This is a genomic window from Raoultella sp. T31 (genome assembly GCF_002806725.1).
In the GTDB taxonomy this organism is placed as follows: Bacteria; Pseudomonadota; Gammaproteobacteria; order Enterobacterales; family Enterobacteriaceae; genus Klebsiella; species Klebsiella electrica.
Map to the genome: position 1 here is coordinate 61,503 of NZ_PIBO01000011.1, position 15,715 is coordinate 77,217.

Sequence of the window (15,715 nt, forward strand, 5' to 3'; positions counted from 1 at the left end):
TTGTGCGCCCCCTCTGATTTTTAAACTTGCATTAACTTAAATTTAACTTAAATTAACGTTTGTAAGATTTAATACTTTCGAATGAAAGAAAAGAACTGAGTGAGGTCACCATGGCTGCTATCTACACCCACGAAACATTACCCGCCGACCACAAAGCGGCGATTCGTCAAATGAAACAGCATCTGCGCGCGCAAATCGGCGATGTGCAGGCGGTGTTCGATCGTCTCACCGCGAGGATTACCGCCCGCCTCGAAGAGATTGAGGCGCTGAAAGCCCGGGGTGAGGATGTCTGGCCGGTGATCCCGTTCAGCGACATCGCGCAGGGGAAAGTCAGTGACGCCCAGCGCGAGGCTATTAAGCGCCGCGGCTGCGCGGTCATCAAAGGCCACTTCACGCGTGAACGGGCGCTGGCCTGGGATAACGCGATGCTTGAATATCTCGACCGTAACCATTTCGACGATGTCTACAAAGGCCCGGGCGATACCTTCTTCGGCTCACTTGACGCTTCACGCCCGGAGATTTACCCGATCTACTGGTCACAGGCGCAGATGCAGGCGCGCCAGAGCGATGAGATGGCGGCCGTACAGTCCTTCCTCAACCGCCTGTGGACCTTTAACCATGATGGCAAGCAGTGGTTCGACCCGGACGTGAGCGTTATCTATCCGGATCGCATCCGCCGCCGCCCGCCGGGAACCACCTCGAAAGGGTTGGGCGCACACACCGATTCCGGCGCGCTGGAGCGCTGGCTGCTGCCGGCCTATCAGCGCGTCTTCGCCAACGTCTTTAACGGCAATATTGATGCCTATGATCCGTGGGATGCGGCGCACCGTACCGAAGTCGAAGAGTACACCGTCGACAACACCACCAAATGCTCCGTCTTCCGGACTTTCCAGGGCTGGACCGCGCTCTCGGATATGATTCCCGATCAGGGGCTGCTGCACGTAGTGCCGATTCCGGAGGCGATGGCGTATGTTCTGCTGCGCCCGCTGCTGGACGATGTGCCGGACGATGAGCTGTGCGGCGTGGCGCCGGGGAAAGTACTGCCGGTTTCCGGGAAATGGCATCCGCTGCTGATCAAAGCGCTCAGCTCTATCCCGGCGCTCAATGCCGGTGATTCGGTATGGTGGCACTGCGATGTTATCCACTCGGTGGCGCCGGTGGAAAACCAGCAGGGCTGGGGCAATGTGATGTACATTCCCGCCGCGCCGATGTGCGAGAAAAACCTCGCCTATGCGCAGAAGGTCAAGCTGGCGCTGGAAAACGGCGCTTCGCCGGGGGACTTCCCTCGTGAAGATTATGAGACCGACTGGCAGGATCGCTTTACCCTCGACGATCTCAATATTCATGGTAAACGGGCGCTGGGCATCGTCGTCTAGTCGTCGTAGAGTCCGGCCTGCGCAACCGTGGTCAGGCGGTTACCGGAGCGTATCCGCCTGACCGAGTCCCGAACCACCAGCGTGCCGTGCAGCAGCAGCGAGCCGCGCGGCGCATCCGGGCGAATCAGCCGCTGCTGAAGCAGATGCACCGCTTCCGTCCCCAGCTCGTCACGCGGGACGTGGACCGCAGTCAGCGGCACATCCTGAATGGCGGCCAGGTTGAAGCCGTCGATACTCATCACCGAAATATCCTGCGGCACCCGCAGCCCGCGCTTTTGCAGCGCGCTCACCGTCCCGGCGACCATAAAATCTCCGCCAACCAAAAAGGCCGTTGGCAGCGGTTTGCCTGCCCGCGCGTCGAGCCACTCCCCCACCCGCTGTTCGCTGTCCCTGGCGCTAAAACTGGCGACCGTAAGCAGGTCGCGCCCATCGGTGAAATGCAGGTTGCGCATCCGCCAGGCCTCTTTGATACCTGCCAGCCTCAGGTCCATGGTGTAACGGCGCAGGCACATCACATTCAGCACCGCCCGATGCCCCATCTCAAACAGATACTGCGCGGCAAACTGGCCGATCAGCCGATGATCCGGCGCAATGGAGGAGAGGCGCATCGCTTCGTCGCGGCAGTTGAGCAGCACGCAGGGTTTCGCCAGATCTACCGCCAGATCGTGAATATGCGGATCGTCAATCCCCAGCAGGATCGCCGCTTCGGTTTCCGGTTCGTTCATGCGGGCCAGGAACTGATTGGCATCGCTGTCGTTCTCTTCCAGCGCGCAGGTTCGCAGGCGCACCTCATGGGCGGCCAGCGCGTGGTGGATGCTCTGAATAACCCGGTAGTAATAGATATCAGAACGTTCATCAAACGCCCGCTGCGGCGCAAAGACCACCAGGCTATTGAGCAGCATACGCCCGGCGGCGATGCCTTCCAGCACCCCCATTTCACGCGCGCACGTCAGCACGGCCCGCCGGGCCTTCTCGCTGGTGTTCGCTTTTCCTGCCAGCACTCTGGAAACCGTGCTCGCCGACATCCCGGTCCGGCTGGCGATCTCGGCTATTTTTAGCTTTTTATCCATTTTGTGATCCAGCTCCATCTTCAAAATGAAAGAATTTTCATCATCTGTAAATCCAGATTACCAAGGAAATGAGTGCCTCTTCAGTGAGCATTTCGCCATCTTATGAAAAAACTTTCATAAATAACGCTACTGCCCGCCGGTTTTCTCGCCTAACCTGAATTGGTCCGATAACTTCCATACTAGTTACCCGGATATAAGAAGAAATAAAACGATATTATTCAAAATATTACAGGAACCGGTATGACAACTCGTTGCGCGAGCCGGTCATTACCCTACATTAAAAATCTTGTGGAGAGTTCTATGAGTCAAGGCCTCAACAACGATATCACCGCCAGCAAATCCCGGCGGGTGGTAAAAAATCTGCGCTGGTGGATGCTGGTCCTTTTTTTACTCGGCGTCACCGTCAACTACATCACACGCAACTCTCTGGGGATTATCGCCCCGGAACTGAAAGTCTCGCTCGGCATCACCACCGAACAGTATTCGTGGATTGTCGGCGCGTTTCAGTTGGCCTACACCGTTTTCCAACCGCTGTGCGGCTGGCTTATCGACGTCATCGGCCTGAAGCTCGGCTTTATGATTTGCGCCACGCTGTGGGCCATTGCCTGTATCGCTCACGCGGGTGCCGGTAGCTGGCTGCACCTGGCTATCCTGCGCTTCTTTATGGGCGGTGCGGAAGCCGCCGCCACGCCGGCAAACGCCAAAACCATCGGCGAATGGTTCCCGAAATCGGAACGTCCGATCGCCGCCGGTTGGGCTGGCGTCGGCTTCTCGATTGGCGCGATGCTGGCGCCGCCGATTATCTACTTTGCCCATGCCTCCTTCGGCTGGCAGGGCGCGTTTATGTTTACCGGGGTACTGGCGCTGCTGTGGGTCGTGCTGTGGTGGGTGTTTTATAACAATCCTGAAAAACATCCGAACCTCGGCAAAAGCGAACTGACCTTCATTCGTCAGGACAATGAACCGCCGGCGGTGAAGCTGCCGTTCTTCACGGCGCTAAAAACCGTCTCGAAAAATAAGCGCTTTTACGGTATTGCGATTCCGGCTTTCATGGCCGAGCCGGCCTGGGCGGTACTGAGCTTTTGGGTCCCGCTGTACCTCGCTAAAGATCACGGGATGGACCTGAAACAGATTGCCATGTTCGCCTGGCTGCCGTTTCTCGCCGCCGACCTCGGCAGCGTCGTCAGCGGCTATCTGACCAGACTGTACACCCGCTGGTTCGGCTGTACCCGTGTGAACTCGGTGGTCGCCAGTTCGGTGACCGGCGCCTTCCTGATGATTTCGCTGGCTCTCGTCGCCATCACCCGCGACCCCTACATCACCATCGTGCTGATCTCCATCGGCGGCTTCGGCCATCAGATTATCTCCTGCATGCTGAGCGCGCTGGTGGTGGAGTCGTTTGATAAAGGCCAGATGGCGACCGTCAACGGGATGCGCGGTTCCGCCGCCTGGATTGCCAGCTTCCTGTTCTCGTTATTAATCGGGGTGACCGCCGACAAAATCGGCTTCAACCCGCTGTTTATCGCCATGGGGTTCTTTGACCTGATTGGCGCCCTCTTCCTGGTGGCATTTATTGCTGAACGTCGCGCCAAACGCGCCTGAGAATGGATATAAAGATGAAAACGCTTAAACACTGGACATTACACCAACAATTGGCTCATCACGTTGAGTTAACTATCGACGGGCAGCACACGCTGTGCCTGTATGTACTGGAAGAGAACCTGTTCCGCGTCCTGCTCAAACGTAAAGGCCAGCTGGCGCTGGACCGTACCTGGAGCATTGCACCGCAGCAGGACGTGCCGTGGGAAGGCCGTCCTCGTGAGGATCTGAGCGGTTTTAGCCTGCCTGCGTGGACGCTTGAACAACACACTGACAGCCTGACGATCGCCACCGGGCAGCTGCGCGTCACCGTCCACCAGCCGCTGTGGCTGGAGTGGAGCTATCGTCACGACGACGGCGAGTGGCTGCCGCTGGTCAATGACCGCCCCACCAGCGCCTATCTGCTCAATGCCCACGGCGATGGCGCGGCGCACTACCTGAGCCGCCGCAAGGACGAACGGTTTTACGGGCTTGGCGAGAAGGCCGGCGATCTTCAGCGCAACGGTAAACGCTATGAAATGCGTAATCTCGATGCGATGGGCTATAACGCCGCCAGTACCGACCCGCTGTACAAACACATTCCCTTTACCCTCACCCAGCGTAGCGACATCAGCTACGGCCTGTTCTACGATAACCTGAGCAGCTGCTGGCTGGATCTGGGCAATGAAATTGATAACTACCACACCGCCTACCGCCGCTGGCAGGCGGAAGCAGGCGATATCGATTACTACCTGTTCACCGGCCGACGGGCGCTGGACGTCACCAAAGCGTTTGTGCGCCTGACCGGCAAAACGCTGTTCGGGCCGAAATGGAGTCTCGGCTACAGCGGCTCCACTATGCACTACACCGACGCGCCGGATGCGCAAAATCAGCTGATGAACTTTATCCGCCTGTGCGAAGAGCATGCGATTCCCTGCGACTCGTTCCAGCTCTCTTCCGGCTATACCTCGATCAACGGCAAGCGCTACGTGTTTAACTGGAACTATGACAAAGTGCCGCAGCCGAAAGTGCTGAGCCAGAGTTTCCATGATGCCGGAATAAAACTGGCGGCCAATATTAAACCCTGTCTGTTGCAGGACCATCCGCGCTATAGCGAAGTGGCGGAAAAAGGGTTATTTATTCGCGACTCGGAGAGCGACGCGCCGGAACGCTCAAGCTTCTGGGATGACGAAGGATCGCACCTCGACTTCACGAATCCGCAAACCGTCGCCTGGTGGCAGGACGGCGTTACCCGTCAGCTGCTGGAGATGGGCATCGATTCCACCTGGAATGATAATAACGAATTTGAAGTCTGGGACGGCGAAGCCCGCTGCCACGGCTTTGGCCAGAACATCGCCATCAAGCATATTCGTCCGGTGATGCCGCTGCTGATGATGCGCGCCTCAATGGAAGCCCAGCAGCATTTCGCACCGCAAAAGCGGCCGTATCTGATCTCCCGCTCCGGCTGCGCCGGGATGCAGCGCTACGTCCAGACCTGGAGCGGCGATAACCGCACCAACTGGGAGACACTGCGCTATAACACCCGCATGGGGCTGGGGATGAGTTTGTCCGGCTTATATAACGTTGGTCATGACGTCGGCGGTTTTTCCGGTGATAAACCGGATGCCGAGCTGTTTGTACGCTGGGTGCAGAATGGCGTGATGCACCCGCGCTTTACCATCCACTCATGGAACGATGACCAGACGGTCAACGAGGCGTGGATGTATCCGGGCGTGACCCCGGCGATTCGCAGCGCGATTGAACTGCGCTATCGCCTGCTGCCCTATCTGTATACGCTGCTATGGCAGGCCCATGCCGACGATGAACCGATGCTGCGACCGACGTTCCTCGATCATGAGCACGATCCACAAACCTTTGAAGAGTGTGATGATTTCCTGCTGGGACGCGATCTGCTGGTCGCCAGCGTCGTCGAACCGGGCCAGCGTCAGCGCCGGGTGTGGCTGCCGGAAAACACCGCCGGCTGGTACGATTTTTATAGCGGGGAGTGGTTCTCCGGCGGCCAGTGGATAACGCGGGATGCGCCGCTGGAACATCTGCCGCTGCTGGTCCGCGCCGGAGCCGGTCTGCCGCTCAGCGAACGCCTCATCCATGTCAGCGCGACAAAAGACGACCAGCGCGAGCTGAAGCTGTTCCCGCTCAAAGGCGTGGGGTCGTCGCAGGGCCTGCTGTTTGAGGACGATGGCGAAAGCTGGGGCTATAAAGAAGATGATGCGCTGTGGCTAACGTGGGAGATGGTCTGCAGCAGCACGACCATCAACCTGCAGATTAACACCCGCGGCCATTATCGCCCGGCATGGAAGGCGCTGAAAGTGACGTTACCCGCTGGCGAAAAGCGCAAGCTGTTGATAAATGGTGAAGCCGCCAGCGAGTGGGTATTTGGTTAACCAATAAGCGTAAAGGCCCCGGGCACGCAACGTGACCGGGGCGACAAGTTCGGCGGTAACGCCTGGCCCACGGGGATTCTTTCGCCAATGGGCTGAACAGTCGCTAAACGCAATTCAGTCGGGCATGCAATGCCCTGCCACCAGTCAGCCACCACATCTTTTACTTGCGTCCTAACGCATCCTGCCAGCGGCGCGTCAGATAATTATGTTCATCCATAACGGAATTCCATACGGCAATATGGCTCATGCGCTGTTCATAACTGCCCCCATCGCGGCGTTCTCCAGCGGGGATCAGCGGCGAGCCCCACGCGTCATAGAGCATTTCCGCCGCCGGTTTGCCGTCGTACCAGAAATCCCACTCGGCAACGGAAAGATACTGACGACTGCGTTCCGGGTTGGATATATAATAACCCTGACGCGCCATCACCGCTCCCGGCCACCCGGACTGCCACCAGTTGAGATATTCATACGCCGCGTCCTTAATTTTCCCGGTCGCACAACGTGAAAGGGACATACCACCATACCAGGCGCGATAGCCCTCCCGGGGGCGGGCCATTTTGTAACCACGTTGATGAAAATGATGGCGAAAATAGATAGGTGCCCACAGGCTCTGCACCTCAACCTGGTAATTATCGATCAAATCGCAAGCCTGCTCCTGGGTTGCCCAAAACGCGGCGAAATGCCCCTGCCGGTTAAGACGCGCCAGCCCCTGAGTCAGCAAATCGATCTCTTCCAGCGTCAGATTTCCGGTATTGGCAAAGCGGGCCATTCCGGCCCCCTGCATAGCCAGGGCCGCATCCAGCCCCCCCATCGCGGCATCTTCCTGCAACGCGACCTGCCCGGTCAGGGCTTCATGTAACAACCACCCCCAACTTTCCTCCTGCCCGCGTAGCGCGGCGGGGAGTCGATCGACGTGATAGGCGAAACTGTCGGCGTTGTGCGTCAAGGGCAGCATGCTAATGAGTTCGCCCGGCTGGCTACTTAGATGCAGGTTACGCTGTACGTAGAGCCGCTGCGCAGGCACGCAGCCATCGGCAAGGACTCCATCATCGCTGAGCGTACCGATTTTCGCTAATGCATTCACTTCGCCCCAATATTTCAGCCGCTTAATCTCCAACGGCTGAATGGCGCGCGCAGGCCAGACAAAATCAATATTATGAAACCACTGATCGTAGAGATCGTAACTTTCCGGATGCATCACCGCGATCCGTTGCGCATCTTCTACGCTGTGCAGCAGATATTCGATTTTGATACCAAGATCCTGCTCTGCACGCGCGCGCAGTATTTCGAGCAGCGTGACGGAAGTTCCAAGCACGCGTAAGGTCAGCTGGTTATTAACGACGGCAGCAGAGTTCATCCTCTTATGGCTCCTGCATATAGCGACTGAATGCGCTTTGCAAACGATCGGCCTCCAGGCCGCGTAAGATAAAGACCAGCGTCGAATCTTCCAGTTCTCCTGGCCAGTCTCGCAGGTGCACGGGCGGGTGTAAGGTATGCTGGACACCGTGGATGACAATCGGCGAGCGGCTCTCACTCACGCGTAAAATGCCTTTCATCCGTAGTATCGAGCCACCGTGGCAGTGTAATAGCATCGATAACCAGATCGCAAATGAGAGCCAGTTGACCGACTGTTGCAGGGTCACCACGCAGGTTTGCGTCGCAGGATGTAACGTCGAATGTGCAACGGGATGCCGGACAAAATCGTCATGACCGCAGGCCCCGAGCCAACGGAAACGCTGCTCCCGCGAACCCCGCATAACCTGGAGCTGAAATAAGCGATGAAAGTCATTGAGCGCCTGCCGGGTATCGCTCAGTTCCGCCAGAGGGTTAAGCTGCTGCAGCCACTGACGGAGCATGACAGCCTCTTCCCTCGTCGTCCGATCGCATTTACTGAGCAGCAGTTTATCGGCAGCAGTAACCTGCGCCAGCCATTCAGGTTGAGTCTCTGCCTGAGATCGGGCATGTTCTGCATCCACCAGAGTCACCAGAGTCCCCTGGCTGAAGTGGTGCTGGAGCTGAGGATCGTGCAGTAACGTCGACAGTATTGACGCAGGATCAGCCAGCCCGGTCGTTTCCAGTATGACCTGGTTAAATGGCGGAAGCAGCCCACGCGCACGGCGTTCATAGAGGTCGAGAAGCGCCGTTTTCAATTCCCCCCGAATCTGGCAACAGACACAGCCGCTCGGTAACAGCACGGTTTCCGGCGCGACCTCACTGAGCAGATAATGATCGATCCCTACTTCACCAAATTCGTTTACCAGCAGCGCGATTTCATTAAGATTCTGCTGTGCCAGCCAGCCCTTTAACAAGGTTGTTTTACCGCTGCCGAGGAAACCGCTCAGCACATGGAGCGGTAATTTTTCTTCGTATTGCATCACTGTTCCTCCCGACGGTAGCTACAGCGCCGCTAGCCAGTTCTCGTCCAGCGGATCCACCGAACGCCCGCTCATCTTTTCGGCCTCGATCCACAATGCGTCCAGTGAATATACCAGCGCTTGCTGACCCGTTGGGCTCGCCAGCAACCAGCTATTATGAAACTCCGTCAGCGACAATCGCCAGGGCTTCAACACCCGATTGAGCAGCGCTAGCTGCTGAAGGCGTAGCTGGCGTTGAGGTATGTCCTGCTGCAGCGGATCGCTCCACTGCGGCCCATGATTGAGTAAGCCGCACACTCCACACATAGCAACTCCATTACTGCATCACATCGCCAGAATTAGGGCCAAGCGTTTGACCGACAAAAAGATTGCCGCCCGGCTCGCTTGCCAGCAGAAGCGCCGCGGGTGCCACCTCTTCTGCGCGACCAAAGCGCCCCAGCGGTAACCCGGCGGCTTTAGCCTGCTTCCACGCCTCATTAATACCATCAATCAGCGGGGTTTCAATCGGACCTGGTGCAATGGCATTCACCAGCACATTACGGTCTGACACTTCCAGAGCCAGGGATTTGGTAAAACCGATGACCCCAGCTTTAGCGGCGGCGTAATGACTCAACTCCGCTCCACCTTTAATTCCCAGCTGTGAAGCAATATTAATCACACGCCCCCAACGCTGCGCCAGCATTGCCGGCAGCGCCCGCTGGGTCGCTAAAAACACACTGCGCAGGTCGACGGCCATCATCTCTTCCCACATCGCCAGCGTAATATCTTCACAACGTGCCTGCGTTAACATTCCGGCATTGTTGACCAGGATATCGATGCCGCCATAACGCGCAAGGCAGCAATCAACGCCAGCCGTGGCCCCATCAACCTGACCAACGTCAGCCACCACGCCGCAGTACTCTGCACCGTATTGCTGGAGTTGGTTGACTATCGCGTTGAGCTTATCGTTATGCCGATCGACCAGAACCAACCGCGCGCCTTCACGCGCAAACAGTTCAGCGATAGCCGCTCCTATGCCGCTGGCGGCGCCGGTAATGACGCAGCGTTTACCCTTTAGTTGCATAAACACTCCTTAATCAGGCCAGCGGACCGTTAGCCCGCCATCAACAATAAGACTTTGACCCGTGAGATAACTGCTTTCTTCGCTGGTCAAAAACGCAATCACTTTAGCTATCTCATCCGCACGACCAACCCGGGCAAGTGGGATCGCTTTTGCGGCTCTGGCCAGTCCTTCCGGGCCAAGAGAGTTTTGTTTATCCAGCGACTGGGGCGTTTCTATCAGACCGGGAATAATGGCATTACAGCGTATACCTTTTGGGGCAAGCTCAATGGCTAACGAACGGCAGACCCCCGGAACTGCCGCTTTAGCCGCGGCATAGTGCGCATGTTCCTGCCAGCCGTACACGCCCCCTGCGATAGAAGATACCGCCACCAGACTCGCGCCAGCGCTCAAATACGGTGCGGCGGCACGGAAACAGCGCATCACTCCGGTCAGATCAACATTAAGCATATCGTTCCAGAGAGCATCGCTCATCTCTTCAATAGTGGCACGACGCAAAATACCCGCGTTCGCAACCATGTAATCGAGACGGCCAAAATGCTGTACGCCCTGGGCGATAAAAGTGTCGACGGAAGCGGTCGAGCCGACATCCAGCGGTAGCCAAAGCGCATCGCCACCAGCCGCCTCTACCTGCGCGGCGGCCGCCGCAGGATCGTGGGGATCTGCCGGATAATACCCCGCGATAATACGTACCCCGCGCTGTGCGTAGAGTGTGGCCAACGCCAGACCAATACCGCTGGCGGCGCCGCTGATTGCGGCGACCGGTTGAGTTAACAAAGTCGGTTTCATCGTTACTCCTTAAACCCGCGACTGCGTTGAGGTCACCACCGTTTTCACATCAACGCCGTTATGCGTCGTCGTGCGGGCAAGCAGAATGATGATGCCGGAAACGAAGCACGGAATGGCGCCAAACCATAGCGCTGCCTCCTGCCAGTGACCGCCGCTGCTGAGTACGCTGGTCGTACCAATACCCGCGATAATCGCGCCGACCGGCCCCATCGCGGCAACCAACGCACCGGCAGTGGCGCGAATTGTGGTCGGGAAGCTCTCACTGATAAAGAACAGGGCCGCCGCGTATGGGCCAATCAGGAAAAACAGCCCGATACTGTAGAGCGCTACGATGGTGGCAAAATTATCCGGGCAGTAGAGCATGCCAGCAAAAGATATGCCGCCGAGCATCCAGCCCGCAGCAATGGTATTGCGGCGCCCGATCCGATCACCGAGCCAGCCGTGTGCCAGGTAGCCGCAGTAGCCCACCAGATTCGAGAGGATCAGAATCAGCAGAGAGTTATTAAAAGAGATATCGTGGGTTTTGGTAATGACGGTCGTGCCAAGGACGCTGAAAATCTGGATGGCAAACCAGTTAATCAGCACCGCAGCGCCGAGTACCAGGGTTGAACGCAGCGACGTGCCGCGAAAGGCTGCGCTCAGACCTGCCCGATGATGCTCTTCATAAGAGACCTGATAATCTTCTGCCACCTGACGCGCATCTTTCTCGTTGCCTTGCTCACGCAGCTGCCTAATCTTCTTTTGCACCTGAAACTGCGGCGTTTCTTTCAGCTTCAGAGCAAGCACAGCGATAACCAACGAAGGCAGCGCAGCGAAAATAAAACTGCCCCGCCAGCCGATAACAGGCATCAGAATCGCGGTCAGTGCTGAGGCAACGAGGGCCCCCACCGGCCAGCCGCCCTGAACAAGGCTATAAACAAATCCTTTGCGCTTGTTGAGTTTCGGATCATCAATCGCGTTATACAGCTCAGACAGATAGGTGGCATTGACGGTTTGCTCGGCGTAACCGAGACCCGCGACAGAGCGAATCGCCGTCAGAGCACCTTTCCCCCAGGCCCCGCCCACCGCCGTCAGCAACGAGCAGATGGCAGCGCCGCCAACGGTGATGACGATCCCCATACGACGGCCAAGGCGATCGACCAGAGGCCCTATCGCCAGTGCAATAACCGCACCGCCAACGGCAACCCAGGTAGCAATCTCCGACTGCTCAACCTCGCTCCAGTTAAAATGGCTACCAATTTCCGGCAGCAGTGTGCCAAAAAGGATGAAATCATAGACTGCAAAAACCCAGGCAAAAAAAGCGATCCAGGTGGCAAATTTCACATCCCTGATAGTCAACTGCTGCGGCTGCCAGCCATTTACGGAGATCTTTTTAAACGTGCTCATAGTGCTATCACTCAGTCAGGGGTTAAGGGGATTATGCCGAACGCGGTTTGCGCTGCTTAAAGTCGTCGGCAATCTCGTCAAAAGTCACAAAACGAACGCCTTCATGGCTACGGATGTATTGAATTAAGCGTTCCAGCATTAACAACACCTGCGGACGCCCGGAAACATCGGGGTGAATAGTCATGGCAAATACCGCATAGTCATTTTCGCGATACACCCAGTCGAACTGGTCGCGCCACATCTCTTCCAGATGGCGGGGATTGACGAAGCCATGACTGTTTGGCGACTTTTTGATGAACATCATGGGAGGCAGATCATCGAGATACCAGTTAGCAGGGATCTCAATCAGATCCGTTTCCTCGCCGCGCTGCAGTGGTTTCATCCAGGTATCGGGATGCTGGCTATAGTCGATTTTGGTCCAGCTATCACCTACGCGAACGTAGTACGGATGGAAATCGTTATGCATCAGGCTGTGGTCATACTTGATGCCTTTTTTCAGCAACAGCTCATTTGTCACGTTGCTGAATTCCCACCAGGGAGCGACATACCCGGTGGGGCGCTTACCGGAAAGTTGGCTTACCAGCTCAATACTGCGATCCAGTACCGCCTCCTCCTGCGCAGGCGTCATCGCGATCGGGTTTTCATGGCTATAGCCGTGGATGCCGATTTCATGACCGGCATCCACTACCGCTTTCATCTGTTCAGGGAAGGTTTCAATGGAATGACCAGGGATAAACCAGGTCGTACGCAGTTTCTGCTCAGCAAACATTTTCAGCAGGCGCGGCGTCCCGACTTCCCCGGCAAACAAACCGCGAGAAATATCATCGGGAGAATCTTCACCGCCATATGAACCCAACCAACCAGCGACGGCATCAACGTCCACACCAAATGCACAAAGTATTTCTTTGGCCATAGTTCAGTTCCTTCAGGGTTGTACTGCAGAGAAATCCGCGCCAGCAGCGCGGCGCGGCGCAAGAACATTGGCTACCGCACTGGCAGCCATCAGGAGCCGGCGATCTTCGCCAGCGGGTAATGAGAAAAGCAGACTGGTGTACAGCGCGTCAGTATCCGTACCGGCAGGAAACGCCACGCCGGGCATATCCAGTAAGCTACCCGGCATAGTTAAACGCAGCGTTGCGATATTGGTTTTGGCAAATGCCGTTGCATCAGCAATTAATGGCTGATAAAGAGGGGCAACATGCGCCACTGTCGGTGTAACCAGAATGGCGCCATCCAGTTCAGCGGCCATGGCGCACTGCCAGGCGGATCGTTGCTGTAAAAAGTCATCAAGAAGCGAGGGGCTAAGCTGTCCGGAGTCCTCTAAGCGCCGCCGAATGAAAGGGTCCATTTTTTCAGCCGCGGGAGAATTCAGCAGATCGGCATGCAGTCGGAAAGCTTCAATCGCTCCAGGCCATCCATGTTCGGCAATCCATGCCAGAGCCCGATGAAAGGAGTGAACGGGACGAAAGTCTACCGTAAAGCCGCTTGCCGCAAGCAAGGCCAGGCAGCGGTAGCTCTTTTCCCGCACCGCCGCATCGGCGCTATCGAGCAGCACGGGATCGGCGATAAAACGTGGCGTACTGAAAGCCTCATCGGTTGTGCCACACAGGATAACATCGAGCTCACGCGCGTCCCGGACGCTTCGGCATAGTGGGCCCAGCGTATCCAAGGACGCAGCCAAGGGAAATACCCCGCTGTCGGTGTAGCGATGGCGGCTTGCGCGATAGCCAATAACACCGTTAAACGCCGCCGGTATCCGAATTGAACCTGCCGTATCGGTGCCTATAGCAAAACAGGCCAATCCTGCGGAAACCGCGCAAGCAGACCCGCTTGATGAGCCACCGGGAACATGTTCTGTTGACCGCCTGGAGCAGACTACTGGTGTACCGAATAGCGGGTTAATCCCTAGCCCGGAAAAAGCGAACTCGCTCAAATTAGTTTTACCCATATTCACTATACCGGCCTGGGTTAACCGGATGACCATCCCGGCGTCTTCACTGGCCTCTGGCACCTGCAAACGCGTCGCAGAACCAGCGGTCGTTCTGGTACCAGCGAGATCGAACAGATCCTTCCAGACAACAGGAATACCGTCTAAGGCACTCAGAGGTCTTCCCTGCCGCCAACGTAATGTCGATGCGGCCGCCTCTTCGCGTGCACGCTCATGGGTAAGCGTGATGAAAATGTTGCTGCTCCGCTCAGCAGCAGCCAGGCAGACCTCGATAAAGGCCGACGGCGTGAGACTGCCCTGGCAAAACAGTGCAGCAATATCGCAGGCATCAAGCTGACCCAACTGAAACTGGTAACGAATATTCTCAGCGTTCATACGCCACCCTTAAATGTACATTTTCAATTAATGTTCATTTAAAGATTAGCAATACCAATGCCATAAATTCGAATTAAAAGTAATGAAATTGTGATCTTAGTGTTTAATATTTTATTTTTTACAAATTTATCAATATTTTAAAAAAATAAAATTCATGTACGCAAAAAGTGAATCTCATACAGCAAGCCTCTTTCTTTAAATGTATATTTAAATCAATGATCCGTTATTGGGCAGACTGCACTATAGTAGTGCCAGTACATACGGCAGTTTGCCCTCCATCAGGATGTGATAATGTGTCATGACTGGAACAGGACTGACAAAATGATCATGCGGACAAACAGTACACACAAGGCAGCGGAAGATACTGGCTCATCGCGCTACGAAGTCATTCGGCATGTTTTACATAACTTATTGATACAGAAAAAAATACCTCAGGGTCTGGTACTACTGGAAGGACCACTGGCGCAACTGTTTGGCACCAGTCGGGTGCCGGTTCGCCGGGCGCTAAGCCTGTTACATGAAGAAGGCCTGATTGCGCGTTTTGAAGGGCGGGGTTTTATCGTGGCGCAGGATGCCGAGGAGATAGAACCTCTGCGCATTGCTCTCACGCGTGAACTGCTGGGGCTGGATGAACAGGAAGAGCTGGTAGATACACGTAGCTCTGGCGAAAAAGTGCTGGAAAATCTCCAGATTGTCCTCTCCACGGCCATGATATTTGGCTGCTATCAGGTTGATGAGCAAAAAGCGGCACAGCATTACAATATCAGCCGTTCAGTGATCCGCGAGAGCCTGATGCGGCTTCGTGACAAAGGTCTGGTGGAAAAAGAGCCTTATTCTCAATGGCTAACCGGCCCGTTGACCGCCCGCGAAATCGCCGATCATTTTGAAATTCGAGCAAATCTGGAACCCGCTGCATTACGTAAGGCAGGGAAGCACCTTTCTCCAGAATGGTTGACGGCGGCGCTGTCAAGAACCCAGAAATGCAAAGGCAGACGGCTATCGCCGGCGGAACTGGAAATGCTGGAAGAAGATTTGCACGTACGCTGTCTTGAACCTGCGGGTAATAAGCTGATGATGCAGATACTGCGTCAGAATCAGTCCCCCTTTATCGTCACCCGCATTTTTTACGATCTGCTGGCGATCCCCGTGGAAACAGCCATGCTGGAAGAGCATTGTCTGGTATACGAAATGCTATTGAAAGGCAACCAGGAGCTGGCGGCCGCGTGTCTGTGCGATCATCTGGAATGCGCCCAACAGCGAACTTTACAGCGCCTTAAAGTCCTGTCGGTATTACCTGTACCAACGCTACCTGCATTTATGGAGGCACGATAAGTCTGTCTTACCATTGCGGCC

At 56.0% G+C, this 15,715-nt stretch carries 13 protein-coding genes; 4 read left to right on the forward strand and 9 right to left on the reverse strand.

Going from position 1 to position 15,715, the window contains the following annotated elements; translation table 11 throughout:
- The first annotated feature begins 110 nt into the window (after nt 1-110).
- Nucleotides 111-1,376, forward strand: coding sequence for a DUF1479 domain-containing protein (locus CWM52_RS10370; protein ID WP_100684026.1), 1,266 nt, complete (start codon nt 111-113; stop codon nt 1,374-1,376).
- On the opposite strand, the gene CWM52_RS10375 is transcribed toward CWM52_RS10370, so the two are convergent.
- Nucleotides 1,373-2,464: a LacI family DNA-binding transcriptional regulator gene (locus tag CWM52_RS10375; RefSeq protein ID WP_165785374.1), complete on the reverse strand. Its 1,092-nt coding sequence runs from the start codon at nt 2,462-2,464 to the stop codon at nt 1,373-1,375. The genes CWM52_RS10370 and CWM52_RS10375 overlap by 4 nt on opposite strands.
- A 282-nt stretch (nt 2,465-2,746) precedes the next feature.
- On the opposite strand from CWM52_RS10375, the gene CWM52_RS10380 reads away from it, so the two are divergent.
- Both CWM52_RS10380 and CWM52_RS10385 read left to right on the forward strand, forming a co-directional pair.
- Nucleotides 2,747-4,048, forward strand: coding sequence for an MFS transporter (locus CWM52_RS10380; RefSeq protein ID WP_100684027.1), 1,302 nt, complete (start codon nt 2,747-2,749; stop codon nt 4,046-4,048).
- A 14-nt stretch (nt 4,049-4,062) separates the two neighbouring features.
- Nucleotides 4,063-6,429, forward strand: coding sequence for a TIM-barrel domain-containing protein (locus tag CWM52_RS10385; protein ID WP_100684028.1), 2,367 nt, complete (start codon nt 4,063-4,065; stop codon nt 6,427-6,429).
- A 160-nt stretch (nt 6,430-6,589) separates the two neighbouring features.
- On the opposite strand, the gene CWM52_RS10390 is transcribed toward CWM52_RS10385, so the two are convergent.
- From CWM52_RS10390 to CWM52_RS10425, 8 genes are read right to left on the reverse strand one after another with little or no spacing between them, the layout of a single operon-like run.
- Entirely contained in the window at nt 6,590-7,786 is a 1,197-nt protein-coding gene (locus tag CWM52_RS10390) for an ABC transporter substrate-binding protein (RefSeq protein ID WP_100684029.1), read from the reverse strand.
- A gap of 4 nt (nt 7,787-7,790) precedes the next feature.
- Nucleotides 7,791-8,804, reverse strand: a complete 1,014-nt coding sequence (locus CWM52_RS10395; protein ID WP_100684030.1) for a CobW family GTP-binding protein — start codon at nt 8,802-8,804, stop codon at nt 7,791-7,793.
- Nucleotides 8,805-8,825: 21 nt separating this feature from the next.
- Nucleotides 8,826-9,110, reverse strand: coding sequence for a hypothetical protein (locus CWM52_RS10400; RefSeq protein ID WP_100684031.1), 285 nt, complete (start codon nt 9,108-9,110; stop codon nt 8,826-8,828).
- Between the two features lie 10 nt (nt 9,111-9,120).
- Nucleotides 9,121-9,867, reverse strand: a complete 747-nt coding sequence (locus tag CWM52_RS10405) for an SDR family NAD(P)-dependent oxidoreductase (RefSeq protein ID WP_100684032.1) — start codon at nt 9,865-9,867, stop codon at nt 9,121-9,123.
- Nucleotides 9,868-9,876: 9 nt separating this feature from the next.
- The gene (locus tag CWM52_RS10410; RefSeq protein WP_100684033.1) at nt 9,877-10,653 is read right to left on the reverse strand and encodes an SDR family NAD(P)-dependent oxidoreductase; all 777 of its coding nucleotides are present in this window, start codon (nt 10,651-10,653) and stop codon (nt 9,877-9,879) included.
- A gap of 9 nt (nt 10,654-10,662) precedes the next feature.
- Nucleotides 10,663-12,039 carry an MFS transporter gene (locus CWM52_RS10415; RefSeq protein ID WP_227521280.1) on the reverse strand — a complete coding sequence of 459 codons (1,377 nt, stop codon included), beginning with the start codon at nt 12,037-12,039 and terminating at the stop codon, nt 10,663-10,665.
- A 31-nt stretch (nt 12,040-12,070) separates the two neighbouring features.
- Nucleotides 12,071-12,952, reverse strand: coding sequence for a polysaccharide deacetylase family protein (locus tag CWM52_RS10420; RefSeq protein WP_100684034.1), 882 nt, complete (start codon nt 12,950-12,952; stop codon nt 12,071-12,073).
- A gap of 12 nt (nt 12,953-12,964) precedes the next feature.
- A complete protein-coding gene (locus tag CWM52_RS10425; protein WP_100684035.1) occupies nt 12,965-14,362 on the reverse strand; it encodes an amidase family protein in 1,398 nt (465 codons plus the stop codon).
- Between the two features lie 321 nt (nt 14,363-14,683).
- Here CWM52_RS10425 and CWM52_RS10430 point away from each other — a divergent pair, with 321 nt between their 5' ends.
- Nucleotides 14,684-15,694, forward strand: a complete 1,011-nt coding sequence (locus tag CWM52_RS10430) for a GntR family transcriptional regulator (protein WP_100684094.1) — start codon at nt 14,684-14,686, stop codon at nt 15,692-15,694.
- Nucleotides 15,695-15,715: the final 21 nt, after the last annotated feature.